This window comes from Pseudomonas sp. B7 (assembly GCF_016735645.1).
In the GTDB taxonomy this organism is placed as follows: Bacteria; Pseudomonadota; Gammaproteobacteria; order Pseudomonadales; family Pseudomonadaceae; genus Aquipseudomonas; species Aquipseudomonas glycinae.
Genome location: NZ_JAERRE010000002.1, coordinates 811,475 through 827,638 on the forward strand (window position 1 = coordinate 811,475; position 16,164 = coordinate 827,638).

12 protein-coding genes and 1 pseudogene are annotated in these 16,164 nt (G+C 62.8%); 3 read left to right on the forward strand and 10 right to left on the reverse strand.

Annotated features, from left to right (window positions below; all coding sequences use genetic code 11):
• Positions 1-3: 3 nt before the first annotated feature.
• From JKA62_RS08475 to cpaB, 4 genes are read right to left on the reverse strand one after another with little or no spacing between them, the layout of a single operon-like run.
• The gene (locus JKA62_RS08475; protein ID WP_201817329.1) at positions 4-1,275 is read right to left on the reverse strand and encodes a CpaF family protein; all 1,272 of its coding nucleotides are present in this window, start codon (positions 1,273-1,275) and stop codon (positions 4-6) included.
• The gene (locus JKA62_RS08480) at positions 1,272-2,462 is read right to left on the reverse strand and encodes a pilus assembly protein CpaE (protein WP_011332289.1); all 1,191 of its coding nucleotides are present in this window, start codon (positions 2,460-2,462) and stop codon (positions 1,272-1,274) included. Before JKA62_RS08480 ends, JKA62_RS08475 begins: the two co-directional genes overlap by 4 nt.
• The gene (locus tag JKA62_RS08485) at positions 2,459-3,727 is read right to left on the reverse strand and encodes a type II and III secretion system protein family protein (protein ID WP_011332290.1); all 1,269 of its coding nucleotides are present in this window, start codon (positions 3,725-3,727) and stop codon (positions 2,459-2,461) included. The genes JKA62_RS08480 and JKA62_RS08485 overlap by 4 nt, the downstream gene beginning before the upstream one ends.
• Before the next feature lie 21 nt (positions 3,728-3,748).
• Positions 3,749-4,687: a Flp pilus assembly protein CpaB gene (cpaB, locus tag JKA62_RS08490; RefSeq protein WP_201817332.1), complete on the reverse strand. Its 939-nt coding sequence runs from the start codon at positions 4,685-4,687 to the stop codon at positions 3,749-3,751.
• A 337-nt stretch (positions 4,688-5,024) separates the two neighbouring features.
• On the opposite strand from cpaB, the gene JKA62_RS08495 reads away from it, so the two are divergent.
• Both JKA62_RS08495 and JKA62_RS08500 read left to right on the forward strand, forming a co-directional pair.
• Entirely contained in the window at positions 5,025-5,231 is a 207-nt protein-coding gene (locus JKA62_RS08495; protein ID WP_201817335.1) for a Flp family type IVb pilin, read from the forward strand.
• A 78-nt stretch (positions 5,232-5,309) separates the two neighbouring features.
• On the forward strand, positions 5,310-5,717 hold the full coding sequence (locus JKA62_RS08500) for a response regulator (RefSeq protein WP_201817338.1): 408 nt from the start codon (positions 5,310-5,312) through the stop codon (positions 5,715-5,717).
• Positions 5,718-6,226: 509 nt separating this feature from the next.
• Here the strand turns inward: JKA62_RS08500 and JKA62_RS08505 are convergent.
• The 4 genes from JKA62_RS08505 to JKA62_RS08520 form a co-directional block, all read right to left on the reverse strand.
• Positions 6,227-7,891: a ShlB/FhaC/HecB family hemolysin secretion/activation protein gene (locus JKA62_RS08505; RefSeq protein WP_041475131.1), complete on the reverse strand. Its 1,665-nt coding sequence runs from the start codon at positions 7,889-7,891 to the stop codon at positions 6,227-6,229.
• 134 nt (positions 7,892-8,025) lie between these two features.
• Entirely contained in the window at positions 8,026-9,669 is a 1,644-nt protein-coding gene (locus JKA62_RS08510; protein ID WP_201817344.1) for a collagen-like triple helix repeat-containing protein, read from the reverse strand.
• A gap of 306 nt (positions 9,670-9,975) precedes the next feature.
• Positions 9,976-10,830 (reverse strand): MaoC family dehydratase, encoded by an 855-nt coding sequence (locus JKA62_RS08515; protein ID WP_011332296.1) that lies wholly within the window; start codon positions 10,828-10,830, stop codon positions 9,976-9,978.
• Between the two features lie 2 nt (positions 10,831-10,832).
• Positions 10,833-12,185 (reverse strand): 3-oxoacyl-ACP reductase, encoded by a 1,353-nt coding sequence (locus tag JKA62_RS08520; protein WP_201817346.1) that lies wholly within the window; start codon positions 12,183-12,185, stop codon positions 10,833-10,835.
• A 177-nt stretch (positions 12,186-12,362) separates the two neighbouring features.
• Between JKA62_RS08520 and JKA62_RS08525 the strand changes: the two genes are divergently transcribed.
• Positions 12,363-13,640, forward strand: a complete 1,278-nt coding sequence (locus JKA62_RS08525; RefSeq protein WP_201817348.1) for an acetyl-CoA C-acetyltransferase — start codon at positions 12,363-12,365, stop codon at positions 13,638-13,640.
• Between the two features lie 215 nt (positions 13,641-13,855).
• Here JKA62_RS08525 and JKA62_RS29220 read toward each other — a convergent pair whose 3' ends face one another.
• A complete protein-coding gene (locus JKA62_RS29220) occupies positions 13,856-14,623 on the reverse strand; it encodes a methyl-accepting chemotaxis protein (protein WP_371850984.1) in 768 nt (255 codons plus the stop codon).
• Positions 14,624-14,713: 90 nt separating this feature from the next.
• A pseudogene (locus JKA62_RS29225) lies at positions 14,714-15,802 on the reverse strand (cache domain-containing protein); the annotation flags it as partial.
• Between the last annotated feature and the right edge of the window lie 362 nt (positions 15,803-16,164).

Below are 16,164 nucleotides of genomic sequence, written 5' to 3' on the forward strand. Positions count from 1 at the left end.
CCCTCACTGTGACAGCGCCGATTCACGGCGCAATTTGTCACCGGCCGGGTTGACCGCTTCGCGCAGAAAACCGAAACCGGTGCGGCGGTCGAGACGGAACAGGGTGTTGGTGACGTAGACGTCGTCGCGCACCCCGACCACTTCCACCACTTCGCTGACGCAGCGGCGGCCGTCGGGCATGCGTGTCAGTTGAATGATCACGTCGAGTGCCGCGCAGATCATCTGGCGCAGGGTGCGTTCGGCAATGGTGCGGCCGGTCAGGCCCACCAGGGTTTCCAGGCGCAGCAGCGCGTCCTGGGCATTGTTGGCGTGGACCGTGCTCATCGAGCCGTCGTGGCCGGTGTTCATTGCGGTCAGTACGTCGACCACTTCGACCCCGCGAATCTCGCCGAGGATGATCCGGTCGGGGCGCATCCGCAGGGCGTTGCGGATCAGGTCGCTGGCCTTCACTTCGCCGTGGCCCTCGGCGTTCGGCGGGCGGGTTTCCAGGCGCACCACATGCGGATGGCCGAGTTGCAGTTCGGCGACATCTTCGATGGTCACCAGCCGTTCGTGGGGGTTGATCAACTGGCTGAGAATGTTCAGCAGGGTGGTCTTGCCGGTGCCGGTGCCGCCGCTGATGAGGATGTTGCAGCGCTTGCCGACGGCCTCGGCGATGAAATCGAAAATCGCTTGGTCGATGGTCTGCATCGCCAACAGGTCGGTGCTTTTGAGCATATCCTTGCGAAACTTGCGGATCGACAGGCACGGGCCGTCGAGGGCGATCGGCGGGATGATCGCGTTGACCCGGCTGCCATCGGGCAGGCGCGCATCGACCATTGGCGACGACTCGTCGAGGCGCCGGCCGAGCGGGGCGAGGATGCGCTGCATCACCCGTTCGACGTGGTGCGCATCGATGAAGCGCAGGTCGCTCAGGTGCAGCACGCCCTCTCGTTCGATGAACACCCGGTGTGGGCCGTTGACCAGAATCTCGGTCACGGCGCTGTCGCGCAGCAGCACTTCCAGCGGGCCGAAACCGGTCAGCTCGTCGACGATTTCTTCAGCCAGACGCTCCATTTCGTAGCGGGAAATCGCCAGGTGCAGGCGGGCGATGTATTCGCCGACCTTGTCGATGACGAACTGCGACAACACTTGCCGCGAGCCTTCCAGCAGGTTTTTCCCCGATTCTTCGATGGCGTCGATGATGTAGCGGTGCAGCACCAGTTTCAGGCCGTCGTGGTCGGTGTTGCCGGTGGCGTTGCGCTGTGGCCCGCCAAACAATTGCTCGCTGCTCATGAGCTGCCTCGCAAGCGATCGAACCAGGTGACTTTGGGTTTGGCCAGGCCTTCGGAGCGCTTGGCCAGTCGTTCGCCGAGGGTGCGCAGACTCTGGCTGATGGCTTCGCGCGGGGCGAGTTCGAACAGGGTCACGCCCTGGTTCTTGGCATTCAGGCGCACTTCCGGGCTGTAGGCCAGCACTGCGATGACTTCCAGGCCGAAGGTCCTTCCGAGGGTGTCGGAGTCCGGCGCGACATTGCGCAGGTAGCGATCCACCAGCAGCCGGCCGTGATCAAGCTTCATGCCTTTTTCGCGCCACAGATTGAGCACTGCGAGGTTGCGTCGACAGTCGAGGACGTTCTGGTCGGTGTACCACAGCAGCTTGTCGCAATGGCTGACGAAGGTGCGCAGTGCTTCGCTGTCGGGCTGGCCGGTGAGGTTCACCACGATGTGCTGGAAGTGCTGGCGCAGGGCGCTGAGCAACATGTACAGCTCGGCGGCGCTGGTGCGTTCCAGCGGTTCGTCGCCGGGGGCATAGGCGAGAATGCGCAACCCGGCCTCGGCACTGGTGAAGGCGCTGTCGATCAGCGTTGCGTCGAGGCGACGCAAATGACGCAAGGCATCGCCGAAATGAAACGAACTCTCCAGCCCCAGCAGGGCCAGGCTGTCGCCGCGCGGCAGGCCAAGGTCAAGCAGCAAGGTCTGCTGGCCGCTCTTCTGCACCACCAGCGCCATGTGATTGGCCAGCAGTGCACCGTCGGCGTTGTTCTGGATGCTGTACAGAACCGTCAATCCGCCGAGCTGGGCGTTCGGCGTCACCGCCGGCAGGCGTTTGCTCAGGCGCCGCACCAGCCCGGCGACTTCGCTGGAGCGCGAGCCGTAGGCCACGAAATCCCGGGCACCGGCGCGCATCGCATTGAGCACCAGCTGATTGTCCATGCCGTCGCCGAGGGCGACGATCGCCAGCATCGGCTTGGCTTCGAGCACGCCTTCGATCAACGCACTCTGGGCCACCAGATGTTCACGGTCGAGGCCGACGAACACCAGGCTGGCGAAGGTCACGTCGACCAGCGCCAGCAGTTCGTCGAGGCTGCCGCCACCGGCGCTGACCACCTGGCCCAGCGGCGCCAGCGCGCCTTGCAGCCACTCGAGATCGGTGGTGTTGCGGGTGATGGCGAGAAAGGTCTGGCTCAGGCTCTGGCTCATTGCGATAACCCGCTGCGTTTATCGAAGTTGCCGTTTTCCAGGAAGTACAGGCGATACCAGTTCGGGTCGTAATTGCGCAGTTTCTCGCCGGGCAATGACGGCAATGGCGCGTTGACGGCCAGCGGCTGCACCAGGTGCGGGGTGACGATCATCAGCAGCTCGCGTTCTTCGCGGTTGATCGACGAGTTGCGGAAAAACGCGCCGAGTACCGGAATGTCGCCCAGCCCCGGAAACTTGTTCACCTCCGAGGCATTGCGGGTACTGATCAGGCCGCTGATGACGAAGCTTTCGCCGTCTGCCAGGGAGATGCTGGTGTCGGTGCGGCGAATGGTGAAGGCCGGCACTTTGGTGCCGCCGATGGTCACGCCGTTGTTGTAGTCCAGCTCACTGACTTCCGGGGCGACCTTGAGGGCGATCCGGTCGTTGCTGACCACGGTCGGGGTCAGGGTCAGGCGGATACCGAATTCCTTGTACTCGATGGAGTAGCTGTTGCTGTTGGCGCTGGGCACCGGGATCGGCACCTCGCCACCGGCGAGGAAACTCGCACTCTGTCCGCTCAAGGCAACCAGGCTTGGCCGCGCGAGGGTGTAGGCGAAACCGCTGCCTTCCAGCGCGTTGACGATGCCGAGGAACTTGCTGCTGCCACCGCCCCAGACGATGTTGAACATGTCGTTGGCCAGCGGAATGCTCGGCGCGGCGATGCGTGGGTCGATGTTGAGCAACGGAACCACACCCGGCGTGACCCCGGTGTTCGGCACGGTGCCCGGGGCGCCGAACAGAAAATTGTTGGAGCCTTTGCCATAGATCGACGTACCCGCTTCCTTGAGTTTGGTGCGGCTGACTTCGACGAAGCGGATGTCTGTCTGCACTTGCGAGGGCAGGTTCGGTTCGCTGCTGGACGGCAGCGCCGCCGCAGTCATCGCCGCACTGGCCTTGCCCTGCACGAACACCATGCTTTGACGCGGTGTGCTGGCGCAGGCGGTCCAGATCATCAACGTGGTGGCGCCGGGGCCGACGCCGGTGAGCAACACACCCTGATCGCCGGTCACGCGCACATCGGCGATCTTCGGATCGCCCACGGCCACCCGAGTGATCGCCACCGGCGATTGCACGGCCTGTTGCAGGCCTTCACCGACTTCCAGCACGGCCGGTAGCGGCGCAAGCGCAGCGCAGTTGCCGGTGGCGGCGGCCGCGCTGCCGATCGAAGCCACGCTCAGCAAGGAAAACTGCAGCCAGTGGAACAGGGGCGTAAAGCGTTTGCGCATGGAGGTGCATCCTTGCTCGATTCAGTGCGTGGGTTCGGCGGATTCGGTGCCGCGAATCACTTCCACGGCCGGTTTTCCTGGAACGGTCTGACTGGCGACCGCCATGGGTTTGGGTGGCGGTGTCAACGACAGTTGGCTGAACTCGATCAACTCGCGTCGAGGGCTGTCGAGGCCGGCGGCGACGTTGTTGTCGCCGGCCCAGTAGCGGGCCAGTTGTTGTTCGTCGGCGCTGCGCACGGCCAGCCGCAATACGCCGGCGCTGGAGGCCAGCATCAGGCGGTTGAGCAACGGCTCAGGCACCGCGAGCACCACGCTGCGGGCGGCGGCGCGCAGTTGTTCCTGCTTGAGTTTTTCTTCTTCGCTGTGGGCGGGACTGGCGGGCTGGCCGCTGTTGGTCAGGCCCATCTGACTGCCCACGCCCAGCACCCGCACGGCAGGCACCACCAGTTGGGCGGTCGGCTGCGGGTTGTTCTCATCCTTGCGCAAGAACAGCAGCACATCGACATAATCCCCCGGTGCCAGTTGGCCGCCGGCATTGATCACTTCATCCACCGCGACCGCCAGTGCGCGTTCGCCGGGACGGATCATCCGCGCCAGCGGGCTGCCGGCCTCGAAGCTTTCCTGGGTCAGCCAGGTGCCGGCGGACAGGGCGCGCCAGGGTGTGCGGCCGATCACCTGATCGACGCTGGCCAGGCTGCCGGCGGGGGCGGTGCGCAGTTTTTCCACGGCGACATCGGCGGCGGTGATGGTCACGAACGGTGCGATATCGCGCACCAGCACCACCACCGGCTGGCGAGTCGGATCTTCTACCGGTGGCGGGGGGGCGATCGGGTTGGCAGGAGCGGCAACCACGGGTTCGGCAGCCGGGGCCTGGCGACTCAAACTGAGCCCCCAGTAACCGGCGATGACGGCACCCAGCAACAAAATGCCGGCCAGACCCAGAGTGACGCGACTGTTCATGACGGCTCTCCCTTTCCCGCTGCGCTCTGTCTCTTGCAACAACCCGTGACGTCCAACGAGATAACTTCGCAATCAGGCAGCTATGAACGAGTAACTATTTCGCTATTTGACGGTAGCGCAGCCCGAACAAAATGCCATTACGCGGGCCGAAATATCCGCCGAAAGCAGGGGACTAAAGCGCCAAACATGGTTTTTTGCCGTTGTATGGGTCGCTAATACTTTGGTGTTAATCCGTTCTTACAGTTGTAGGTCCGGACATTGCCGACAATGCTGATGCTGGCACGGGGAAATCATGTTGCGAACGCATAACACCCGGTGCCTTCAAGGAGAATCAGTCATGTCCTTCGCAAAAAAAGCCGTGCAGACAATCAAATCCCAGGTCGCCTTCTACAAGGGGCTGGCCAAGGACACCGAAGGGGCATCCGGTATCGAATACGCGATCATCGCCGGGATGGTGGCCGTGGCGCTGGCGGTGTTCGTGGGGCCGATCTCCGGTGCCGTGACCACGATGTTCGGTACCATCCGGGACGCGCTGATCGGCTGATGTACATCAGGCGTCAGCTTGCGAATGCGTTCAAGGGGTTCTAACGTCAGCGCTCAGTCCATCGCAAGGTAATGCCTTATGTCTCCCTCCCCGACTCCCCGCCAACAGTTGCTTCTGGTCGATGACGAGGAGGACGCGCTGTTGGAGCTGGCGGAGTTGCTGGAGGGGGAGGGTTTTGTCTGTCATACCGCGACCTCGGTGAAACTGGCCCTGCATCATTTGACCCGGCATCCCGATATCGCGCTGGTGATTACCGATCTGCGCATGCCGGAGGAAAGCGGCATGTCGCTGATAAAGCGATTGCGCGAACACACCTCGCGCCAGCATTTACCGGTGATTGTGACTTCCGGGCATGCGGACATGGAGGATGTGAGCGACATGCTGCGGTTGCAGGTACTGGATCTGTTTCGCAAGCCGATTTATCACGTTCGGTTGCTTGAGACGCTGGATAATCTGTTTCCCAAGCCTCGGGTGAATGTTTCTTGAGGGTTTGACTTGGCGGCCTTTGGGCCGACCATGTTGTTGGGGTTTTGGGTGAATATCCGTTTCTGCGGGTGCGCCTGCTGGCGGTTTCGCCCTTACGGCGACTCACTTTTTTGACAAACGCCCGGAGTGCCGGCCCAGTCAAAAAGTAAGCAAAAAAACGCTTGCTCCTGCGTTCGGCCCGCTCGCTGGGGCTCGGGGTTCCTTCGTTCCGGGTTTCATCCGGGGGCATCGCCTACGGTTTGCTTCGCTGCACCTCCTCTCGATGTGTTTGGCTTCGCCAAACGGTCGCTGCGCTCCCACCCCCGGATGAATCCCTCCACTCAGCCTTCCGACGTCGCCCGTAGATCAAAAGCGGTACTCGAGCTAACGCTCATTGTGTTGAGTGGTGAGGAGCGATAAGCGATAAGCGAAAGCGGACTGCTTTTGTTTGATCGTTCCCACGCTCTGCGTGGGAATGCAGCCTGGGACGCTCTGCGTTCCGATCTGGGATTCGCCGGCGATCAAGCGGCTTACAACTGGTAACTGAAACTGATGCTGTAGCGTGGTCTGCGGTTGAACGTATCCAGCGCTTCATCGGACATCGCCTTGGCGGCTTCCAGGGCGATGTTGTAGTACTTGGCGTCACCGAATCTCAGGCCGAACGCCGCCGATGACAGGTTGTTGGCCTGCACCGGCAATTCATTGAACCAGCTGCGCGAGCGGTCGAGCACGAAGTACGGTTGCAGGATGCGCACCCAGTTGCCGTCGCGGTTGAAGCTGTAGTTGATTTCGTAAGCCACGCCCCAGCCCTTGTCGCCGGACGCCTGGTCGTCGGGATAGCCGCGGCCGAAGTTCTGGCCGCCGAATACGGCGCGCTCGCTGTCGGGCAGGGTGTCGTCACTCCAATACAACGCGGCTGACAGTACGCCTTGCCAGTTATCAAAGAACTTGTCGCTCTGCACCCCCGACAGACGCACCCGGAAAAAATCCAGGTCGATGGCGCTGTTGTTGGTGTGCGCTCCAAGGCTGTCGAAGCCTTGATACACCCCGCCACTGAGAATTCGCAGTTGCCGGGCATCGGCCTTGCGCCAGTCGCTTTCGAAGGCGAGTGCGCGGATGTCGGTGCGTTCTTCGACGCTCAGCGGGTAGCCGATGACGTTGTAACGGGTCTTGTCGTTGACCGCGTACAGGCGCGATCCGGCTGTCAGCAACTCATCCGAAGCGGCAATCAACGGCAGGCTGAAGCCGAGGGAGTAACGATCATTTTCGCGATGCGGCTTGAGTTCCAGACCGTTATTCAGCAGTACGTTGGTGCCGGGATCGGCCCGGTAGCGTGAGGCCGACAGGCTCAGTTGCGCACCTTCGTCGTTGATGAACTGGTTGTAGTCCAGCCGGTAGTAACGCTCATGGTCATCCCCCGGTGGAAACAGGCCGCTGAGGCTCAGCTGTTCGCCCATCGAGGTTTTTGAATTGCTGCTGATACCGAGCAAAGCCTGGGTGCCGTTGCGGTTGTCTTCGGTGGTGCTCAGGGTGCTGGTGAACGGTTTGCGGCTGGCCTGGGCGATCAGCGTGGTTGCGCCATCGGTGGTGCCGGGCGGTGGCACCTGGGCCTGAATCGTCACGCCGGGAATGCGGGTCATCAGTGTGGTGTAGCGCTCGAACGTCTTGCGTGTGAGAGGGCGCTCGGCCTGGAGCTTGGCGGCCAGTCGGTCGAGCAGGGCTTTGACCCGCCCCACGTCGCCCGCGATCTGCACGTCCCGGACATAGCCTTCCACCAGTACGACGCGCGCCACGCCGTCATTGAAGGTCTGCTGTGGCAGGAAGGCGTAGGACAGCAGATAGCCGTCCTGTTGATAACGTCGAGTGATCGTGCGGGTGGCTTCGATCAGGTCGGCGAGGCTGCTTTCACGACCGATCAGGGGTTTGTAGATTTCTGCCAGTTCATTCAGCGGATAAAGCGTGCCGCCCTCGATCTGCACGGTATTGAGTCGGATCTTCGTGCTCGTCATCAACGGCTCGGAGGCGCCGGGCTCCGGCACTTGCAGTGGCGCAGCACCCGGTCGATAGGCATCGGCGGGCAGGTTCGGCACCGGCAGGTTGCGGATCGTTTCGTTGCTGTTGAGAAAGCTCGGCAGGGTGTCGGCAAGGGCAGAGGAACTGAGACTGAGAAACAGCAGGGATGCCATAACGCGCATAGGACACTCCATGTTCAACCCCCGGCACCGGGCGGGTGTTCTCCTAAGAAAAAAGCGGAAGACTCGTGGGAATCTTCCGCCCTCAACCAAGCGTAGGCGCTGTAGGTTCGGCCGTCGAATCGGCCAGGTGCAATTTAGCGTTTGTTACCTCCCAATGCGCCGGTGAGACCACCGAGTACGCCGCCCAGACCTGCGCCGCTGCCGCCGTTGGTGGCGCCTGCGAGCGCTCCGCCGACGGTATTGACAGTGTTGCTGACGACGGTTGTTACAGGGGTCGTGGCCGGTGTACCCGCACCGCCGTTGAGCAGACCGCCGACGGCGGTTACCGTGCTGCCCACCGTGCCGACGGTACCACCGACTGCAGCGACTACCGGATTGGTTGTGGTGCCGGCGAGAGTGCCACCCAGATTGCTCACGGCGCCACCCACTTGCGCTGTGAGACCGGCTACAGGCCCGCCAAGCCCGGTTGTATTACCGACATTTTGCGTCAGGCTGGTCACTGCACTGGTCACAGGGCTCAGGCCTGCGCCGACGGCGTTGCCGACACTGGCCAGTGCCGTGGTGGGTGTGGTGATGGGGGTGCCGGAGCCACCCAGTGCGGTGTTGAGCGAAGCCACGGTGTTGCCTGTCGATACCAGCACATTGCCGGGTGCGCTCAGCGTAGTGTTGCCGGCTCCCAGACCGGCACCGACATTGGCCACGGCGCCACCGACCGTTTGCAGCAGACCGGTGCCGCCGAGACTGCCACCGATACCGCCCGAATTGCCACCCGTGCCGTTGGCTACCAGCCCGCCGGCCTTGCCAACTGTGGTGCCGACGTTGCTCAGCGCACCGCCGAGGGTGTTGGTAAGGGCATTGCCCTTGCCGGCCGCTGTCACGTTGTCACCGAGACCGTCCACGGTACCGCCGACTTTCTGGAGAACGCCGTTGAGGGGGGCACCAAGACCGGTGGTGCTCCCGAGTTTGTCGGTGGTGCTTTCAACCATGGCAATCACCGGCACCAGTTTCTGACTGACCTGGGTGGTGAGTCCGCCGAGCGGTCCGGTGGTCGTGGCGGTGCTGAGCGTGTCGCCAAGCATCGTGACTTTTTCGCCAACGCCGTCGAGTACCGGTGCCACTTTGGTCACCACCCCGCCGACTACCGGAATACTGCCGGTGGCGGTCGCCAGTTTGCCACTGACATCCGAAACACCGTTGCCAACATCCTGCACCACTCCGCCGACCGCCGAGGCGGTTACACCCACGCCATTCGGGGTGCTGGCCAGTTTGCCGATGCCATTGGACACACCATCACCCAGCGTGCCGACCACATTGCCAGCGGTATTGGCAACGCTCTGCACCACCCCTCCAACGACCGGGACCGTGCTGAGAGAGTCGCCCACCTGGCCGACACCATCGCCCACACCACTGACGGTGTTGCCGACATCCTGTACCAGGGTGGTCGTCACCAGCGTAGGGGTGGTGGGGTTGGTCGGGTTCGTTGGGTCAGTCGGATCAGTTGGATTGGTCGGATCGGTACCGCCCGTGCCACCGGTTCCTCCGGTACCACCAGTGCCAGCCGTGCCACCAGTCCCGGTCCCGCCGGTTCCACCCGTACCACCGGTGTTGCCCGTGCCTCCGGTTGCGCCCGTACCACCACTGCCCGCGGCGGCGCTGTCCGGGGAGGAGCTGCCGGAACTGCTGTGATGACCGCCACCGCCGCTGCTGCAGCCGGCCAGGCTCAGGGAAAGAATCAATGTCAGCGCTGTTGCCGATTTGCACCACTCTTGAGTTTTCATGTTGGGTATTCCTTGCACCTGTCACAACGTTCGTTGACTTCGATGGCCCGCCGATTCTGTTGCCGGCAATGCCTTCGTCCGTTGTGCTCATATCAGTCGCAAGGCCGGATCCACGCCATTCTCAAGTTGGTATTAACGCCTTTATGCAGGGGGCTGCGAGTGCCGCCTAACGACTAATACCGAGGATATAGGCGCGCAAAAAAAAGCCTTGAAAATCAAGGCTGGTTATTGGCGAAGAAGATGTACGCGGCGCGGGAAAACTTTAGTGATATATACACAATTGAGCAGGTTTTCCCGGCCTCGATGTCAGGCTACCGGCTGCCAGTTGCCCACCATGTGCTCCAGATCCCCGGCGCCGATCAGGCGTAACTCACCGCTGGAACCGGCCGCGCTGGCGAACAGACTCACCTCGCTCGGCAGCCGCACCGGTTTGCGAAAGTGCACGGTGACCTCAAGGTTGGCCTTGGGCAGATGATCCGCCAGTGCCGCCAGTGTGCGGGCCTTGTTCCACAAACCGTGGGCGATGGCTGTAGGGAAACCGAACAACTTGGCGCTGGCGGCACTCAGGTGGATCGGGTTGTAGTCGCCGGAGACTTTCGCGTACTGCCGGCCGATGTCCGCCGGCGCCTTCCACTGCGCCACTTGCGCGAGGGGCAGCGTCGGCTCCCAGGCCCGTTCGACCGGTTCACCTTCAAGCTTCACGCCGCGACAGAGCATTTGGCTTTCGGCTTCCCACAACGGCCCGAGTTGATCGTCGAGGGTGGTCAGCAGATCGAAGGTCGCGCCCTTCGGATGCGGTTGCAGGTTATGCACCCGGACGCTGACTTGCGCGCGACTGATCCCGCCCATTGGCCGCAATATGCGGATGCGGTTGCTCAGATGAATCAGCCCCAGCAGCGGGAACGGAAACTCTTTGGCGGTCAGCAATTGCATCTGCAGGGCGAACGCCAGGATATGCGGATAGGTCGGCGGCAGCAGACCGTCATCGGCGAAACCGCAGACCTTGCGATACGCCGCCAGACGTTTGCCCTCCACCTCGACGGCGCAACGCAAACCGCTGTCGGGCAGGGTGGTGCCGGTGATTTTGCGTCGGGTCGCCGCCCGGGCATACAGCCCCGGCAGACTCGGCTCGTGGTGCAGCGTATGCCATTCGATGGTCATGGTCAGGCTCCCAGAACGCTTTGGCCGCACACCCGCAGCGCTTGTCCGGTGAACGCGCCGGTGCCCGGTTGGGCCAGCCAGGCCACGGCTTCGGCGACGTCTTGCGGCAGGCCGCCCTGGCCCAGCGAACTCATGCGCCGCCCGGCTTCACGCAGGCCGAACGGAATGTGCGCAGTCATCTGGGTCTCGATGAACCCCGGCGCCACGGCGTTGATGCTGATGCCACGTTCCAGCAACGTCGGCGCCCAGGCCTGGGCCAGCCCGATCAGTCCGGCCTTGCTCGCCGCGTAATTGGTCTGCCCGCGATTGCCGGCGATGCCGCTGATCGACGCCAGCAGAATCACCCGGGCGTTATCGCGCAAGGTGCCGCTGTCGAGCAGGGCCTTGGTCAGTACTTGCGGGGCGTTGAGATTGACCGCCAGCACCGCGTCCCAGAATTCCGGGGTCATGTTGGCAAGGGTCTTGTCGCGGGTGATGCCGGCGTTGTGCACCAGAATGTCGAGGCCGTCCGGCAGCTGTTCGATCAGTTGCGCAGCGGCGTCTTCGGCGCAGATGTCGAGGGTAATGGCGCGACCGCCGAGGCGAGCCGCCAGGGCTTCGAGATCGGTCTTGGCTGGCGGTACGTCGAGCAGGATCACCTCGGCGCCGTCGCGAGCCAGAGTTTCGGCAATCGAGGCGCCGATGCCGCGCGCCGCACCGGTGACCAGCGCCTTGCGCCCGGCCAGTGGGCGCGTCCAGTCGGTCACTGGCGTGGCGCAAGGGTTCAGGCGAATCACTTGCCCGGAGACGAAGGCGCTTTTCGGCGAGAGGAAAAACCGCAGCGGCCCTTCGAGCTGATCCTCTGCACCTTCGCCGACGTAGATCAGTTGCAGCGTGCCGCCGCTGCGCAGCTCCTTGGCCAGCGAGCGGGAGAAACCTTCGAGTGCCCGTTGTGCGCTGGCGGCGAACGGTTCGCGCAGGTTTTCCGGGGCGCGACCGAGGATTACCAGATGCGCGCTGCTGTCGAGGTTCTTCATCAGTGGCTGGAAGAATTCGCGCAGTTGCTTGAGCTGGTCGGTGTGCTGCAAATCGCTGGCGTCGAACACCACGGCCTTGAGTTTCGGGCCATGTCCGGGAATCCATTGAATGGCAGACGCAGGCTGATCGCCGTAGCGATAAATGGCATCGGTCAGCCGATTGGCGAATGCACTGACCCGCTCGGCCAGCGGCCCGCCGCCGATCAGCAGCGCACCCTCCACTGGCCGCAGGCGCCCGGCCTGCCAGCGTTCCAGCCGCACCGGCGACGGCAGGCCCAGAGCTCCGACCAGACGGTGGCCGATGGACGAGTTGGCGAAGTCGATATAGCGGTCAGACATGGAACGCTCTCCAGAAGATGGGGTTCAAAGTGTGGACTGCGAAGGGCAATCAATCGTTCGATCCACGCAATAAGGCCTACGCTAGAACAGCAGAGTAGTTTGCCCTCGGCGCTTTTGTGGCCCGACCGGGTTTTCAGCGCTCGATTTTCAGACCGGATATTTCACAAGGAGCATTTCATGAGTCAGCTGCGCCGCGTCGCGATCATTGGTGGCAACCGTATTCCGTTCGCCCGCTCCAACGGGCCGTATGCCACCGCGAGCAATCAGGTGATGCTCACCGCCGCCCTCGAAGGCCTGATCGAACGCTACAACCTGCACGGCCAGCGCATCGGCGAAGTGGTCGCAGGGGCGGTGCTGAAATTGTCACGGGATATGAACCTGACCCGCGAGTGCGTGCTTGGCTCACGCCTGTCACCGGCCACCCCGGCCTACGACATTCAGCAGGCCTGCGGAACCGGCCTGGAAGCGGCGTTGCTGGTGGCGAACAAGATTGCCCTCGGCCAGATTGATTGCGGTATTGCCGGCGGCGTCGACACCACGTCGGACGCGCCGATCAGCGTCAGCGAAGGCCTGCGCAAGATCCTGCTGCAAGCCAACCGCGCCAAGACCACCGGCGACAAGCTCAAGACCTTTCTGCAATTGCGCCCGAAACACCTGATCCCCGAATTCCCGCGCAACGGCGAACCGCGCACCGGCCTGTCGATGGGCGAGCACTGCGAGTTGATGGCGCAGACCTGGAACATTCCCCGCGAAGAACAGGATCAACTGGCCTTCGAAAGCCACCACAAACTGGCGGCGTCCTACAGCGAAGGCTGGCACAACGACCTGATGACCCCGTTCCTCGGCCTGACCCGCGACAACAACCTGCGCCCGGACCTGACCCTGGAAAAACTCGCGACCCTGAAGCCGGCCTTCGAGAAAAGCGCCAAGGGCACGCTGACCGCCGGCAACTCCACGCCGCTGACCGATGGCGCCTCGGTGGTGTTGCTGGGTAGTGAAGAGTGGGCGAAGGAGCGTGGTCTGCCAATCCTTGCGTATCTGCGCGACGGCGAAGCAGCGGCGGTGGATTTCGTCAACGGCGCCGAAGGGCTGCTGATGGCTCCGGTCTATGCGGTGCCACGCTTGCTGGCCCGCAATGGAATGACCTTGCAGGACTTCGACTACTACGAAATCCACGAGGCCTTTGCTGCGCAGGTGTTGTGCACGTTGAAGGCCTGGGAAGATCCGGAATACTGCAAGACCCGGCTCGGGCTGGACGCGCCGTTGGGGGGGATTGATCGTAGCCGCTTGAACGTCAAGGGCAGCTCACTGGCGGCGGGGCATCCGTTTGCCGCGACGGGCGGGCGGATCGTGGCGAACCTGGCGAAGTTGCTGGATGCGGCGGGGCAGGGGCGGGGGTTGATTTCGATTTGTGCGGCTGGCGGACAGGGTGTGACGGCGATCATCGAGCGCTAGAAGAGCAAAAGCTTGCCCTCACCCTAACCCTCTCCCGGAGGGAGAGGGGACTGATTGGGGGATATTGGAGAGGTTCACCGACGTGAGAGATTGGTTATGAATCCATAATCGACACTTTTTTTCAGGTCGATGTATGACGCAAGACAACTCGGTCGGCTCCCTCTCCCTCCGGGAGAGGGCTGGGGTGAGGGCGCTTTTCAAGCTGCCCCCCAATCTCAAGTCCGGAACCGCCGCACCAACCCATCCAGCTCATTCGACAACCCCGCCAGACTCTGCGAATCCAGCCGCGCCGAATTCGCCAGTTCCGCCACCAACTGCGCATCACCATGAATCTGGCTGATGTGCCGATTGATGTCCTCAGCCACCTGATGCTGCTCTTCCGCCGCCGTAGCAATCTGCGTGTTCATATCGCGAATCACATCCACCGACTCACGAATCTGACCAAAGCTCTCCCGCGCTTCGCCGATGCGTGCCACCGATTGCTGCGACACATCGAGGCTGGCGCGCATTTGCTGGGTCACCGCGCTGGTGCGCTTGGCCAGGTTGCCCAGCAGCCCGTCGATTTCCGCCGTCGAATCCGCCGTGCGTTTGGCCAGTGCGCGAACCTCGTCGGCCACTACCGCAAAACCACGCCCCTGCTCACCGGCCCGCGCTGCTTCGATGGCCGCGTTGAGCGCCAGCAGGTTGGTCTGTTCGGCGATGGAGCGGATGGTGCCGAGGATCGACTGGATGTCGTTGCTGTCGCGCTCGAGTTGCTGCATCGACTGCGCCGATTGCTCCAGCTCCTGGCTCAGTTGATCGACGCTGTGCACCGCCGCATCGATCTGCTGCTGACCTTCGCGGGCCTGGCGCTGGCCGCTGTCGGCCGACTCCGCCGCCTGGCTGCACGAGCGGGCGACTTCGTTGGCGGTGGCGACCATTTCGTGGAACGCGGTCGAGACCATGTCCACCGCTTCGCGCTGGCGCCCGGCCGCTTCGGCCATGTCGCCGGAGACCCGGGTCGAGCTCTGCGAAGTGGCGAGGATTTTCCCGGCCGCGCCGCCGATGTGCTGGATCAGACTGCGGATCGCGGTAAGGAACTGGTTGAACCAGTTGGCCAGTTGCGCGGTTTCGTCGCTGCCACGGATGTCGAGGTTCTTGGTCAGGTCGCCTTCGCCCTGGGCGATGCCTTCCAGACCGCTGGCCACGCTGCGGATCGGCCGCACGATCAGGCTGGCGAAACTGGCGCCGACCACCGCGAAGAACACCGCCAGCACGGCAGCGATGATTGCGATCAGCCAGGTGAGTTTAGTGGCCGAGCTCATCACGTCGTTCTGTTTGATCAGGCCGATGAAGGTCCAGCCCAGTTGCTCAGAGGGCCAGACATTGGCCATGTAGCGCTCGCCGTTGAGCTCGATGTCAACCAGGCCTTTACCGGCCTTGGCCAGTTGCGCGTAGCCGTCGCCGAGGCTGTCGAGTCGTTTGAAGTTGTGCTCCGGTTGCTTCGGGTCGACCAGCACCGTGCCGGTGTTTTCCATCAGCATCAGATAACCGCTTTCGCCGAGCTTGATCTGTTTGACGATCTCGGTCAGCTGCTTGAGCGACACGTCAATGTTGACCACGCCACCCTGGGCACCCAACTGGTTGGCGACCGCGCGCACGGTGCTGACCAGTACCGCGTCATCGCCGGCCCAGTAGTAGGCTTCGGTGCGCAGGGTCTTGCCCGGGTTGGCCATGGCGGTCTTGTACCAGGGGCGGGTGCGCGGGTCGTAGTTGGCCATCTTCGGATCGCCCGGCCAGAAGGCATAGCCGCCGCTGTTCAATCCATAGGACACGTAGGAGTAGGCCGGGTGGGATTTGGCCAGCCCCTCGAACAGTGCAAACAGTTGTTTGTCGATCTCGCCATCCGAGGTGTCGGAAGCGTTGGCGCTCATGCGGCTGCGCACGCTGCCGTCGGCGTTTTTGACCAATGGTTGCGCCGCCAGGTAATCGACGTTCTGGCTGATGCCGTCGAAAAACAGCTGCATGGCATTGCTGACCTGACGGATCTCGCGCCCACTACTGTCGACAAAATCGTCCCGGGCATCGCTGCGCAGGTTCAGTACCACCAGCGTGGCGACCAGCACCACGGGCAAGCAGGCGATGATTGCAAACGCCCAGGTCAACTTCTGTTTGATGTTCATCCGCGCTCCAGATTTTCTTGTAGGCCCACGCAGTGCAGATGACTCGCGGTTATTGGCAGCCGAAAAACCTATTTCTCACCCGTTTCCTTGGGTGCGACATCGACATTTTTTTGGGAACGATTGTCGGACAAATTCCTCTGTCACAGAGGAATTCGGCCGCACGAGAGGGAAATTGAGGCCGGCAGAGAAAATTCTTACGAGCTGTGTGCAGCGGGATGTCAGATTCTGTCGCAAATGCCCTCAAGTCCTGTCTCCAACAACTTCGGCAGCCTCGGCTATGATTCGCAGCGGTCGATAAAGAGGCGGATCGGCCCGGTTTATCCGGCACAGTGTGTGCATCTTCAGGTTCACAGGTCGGCAAC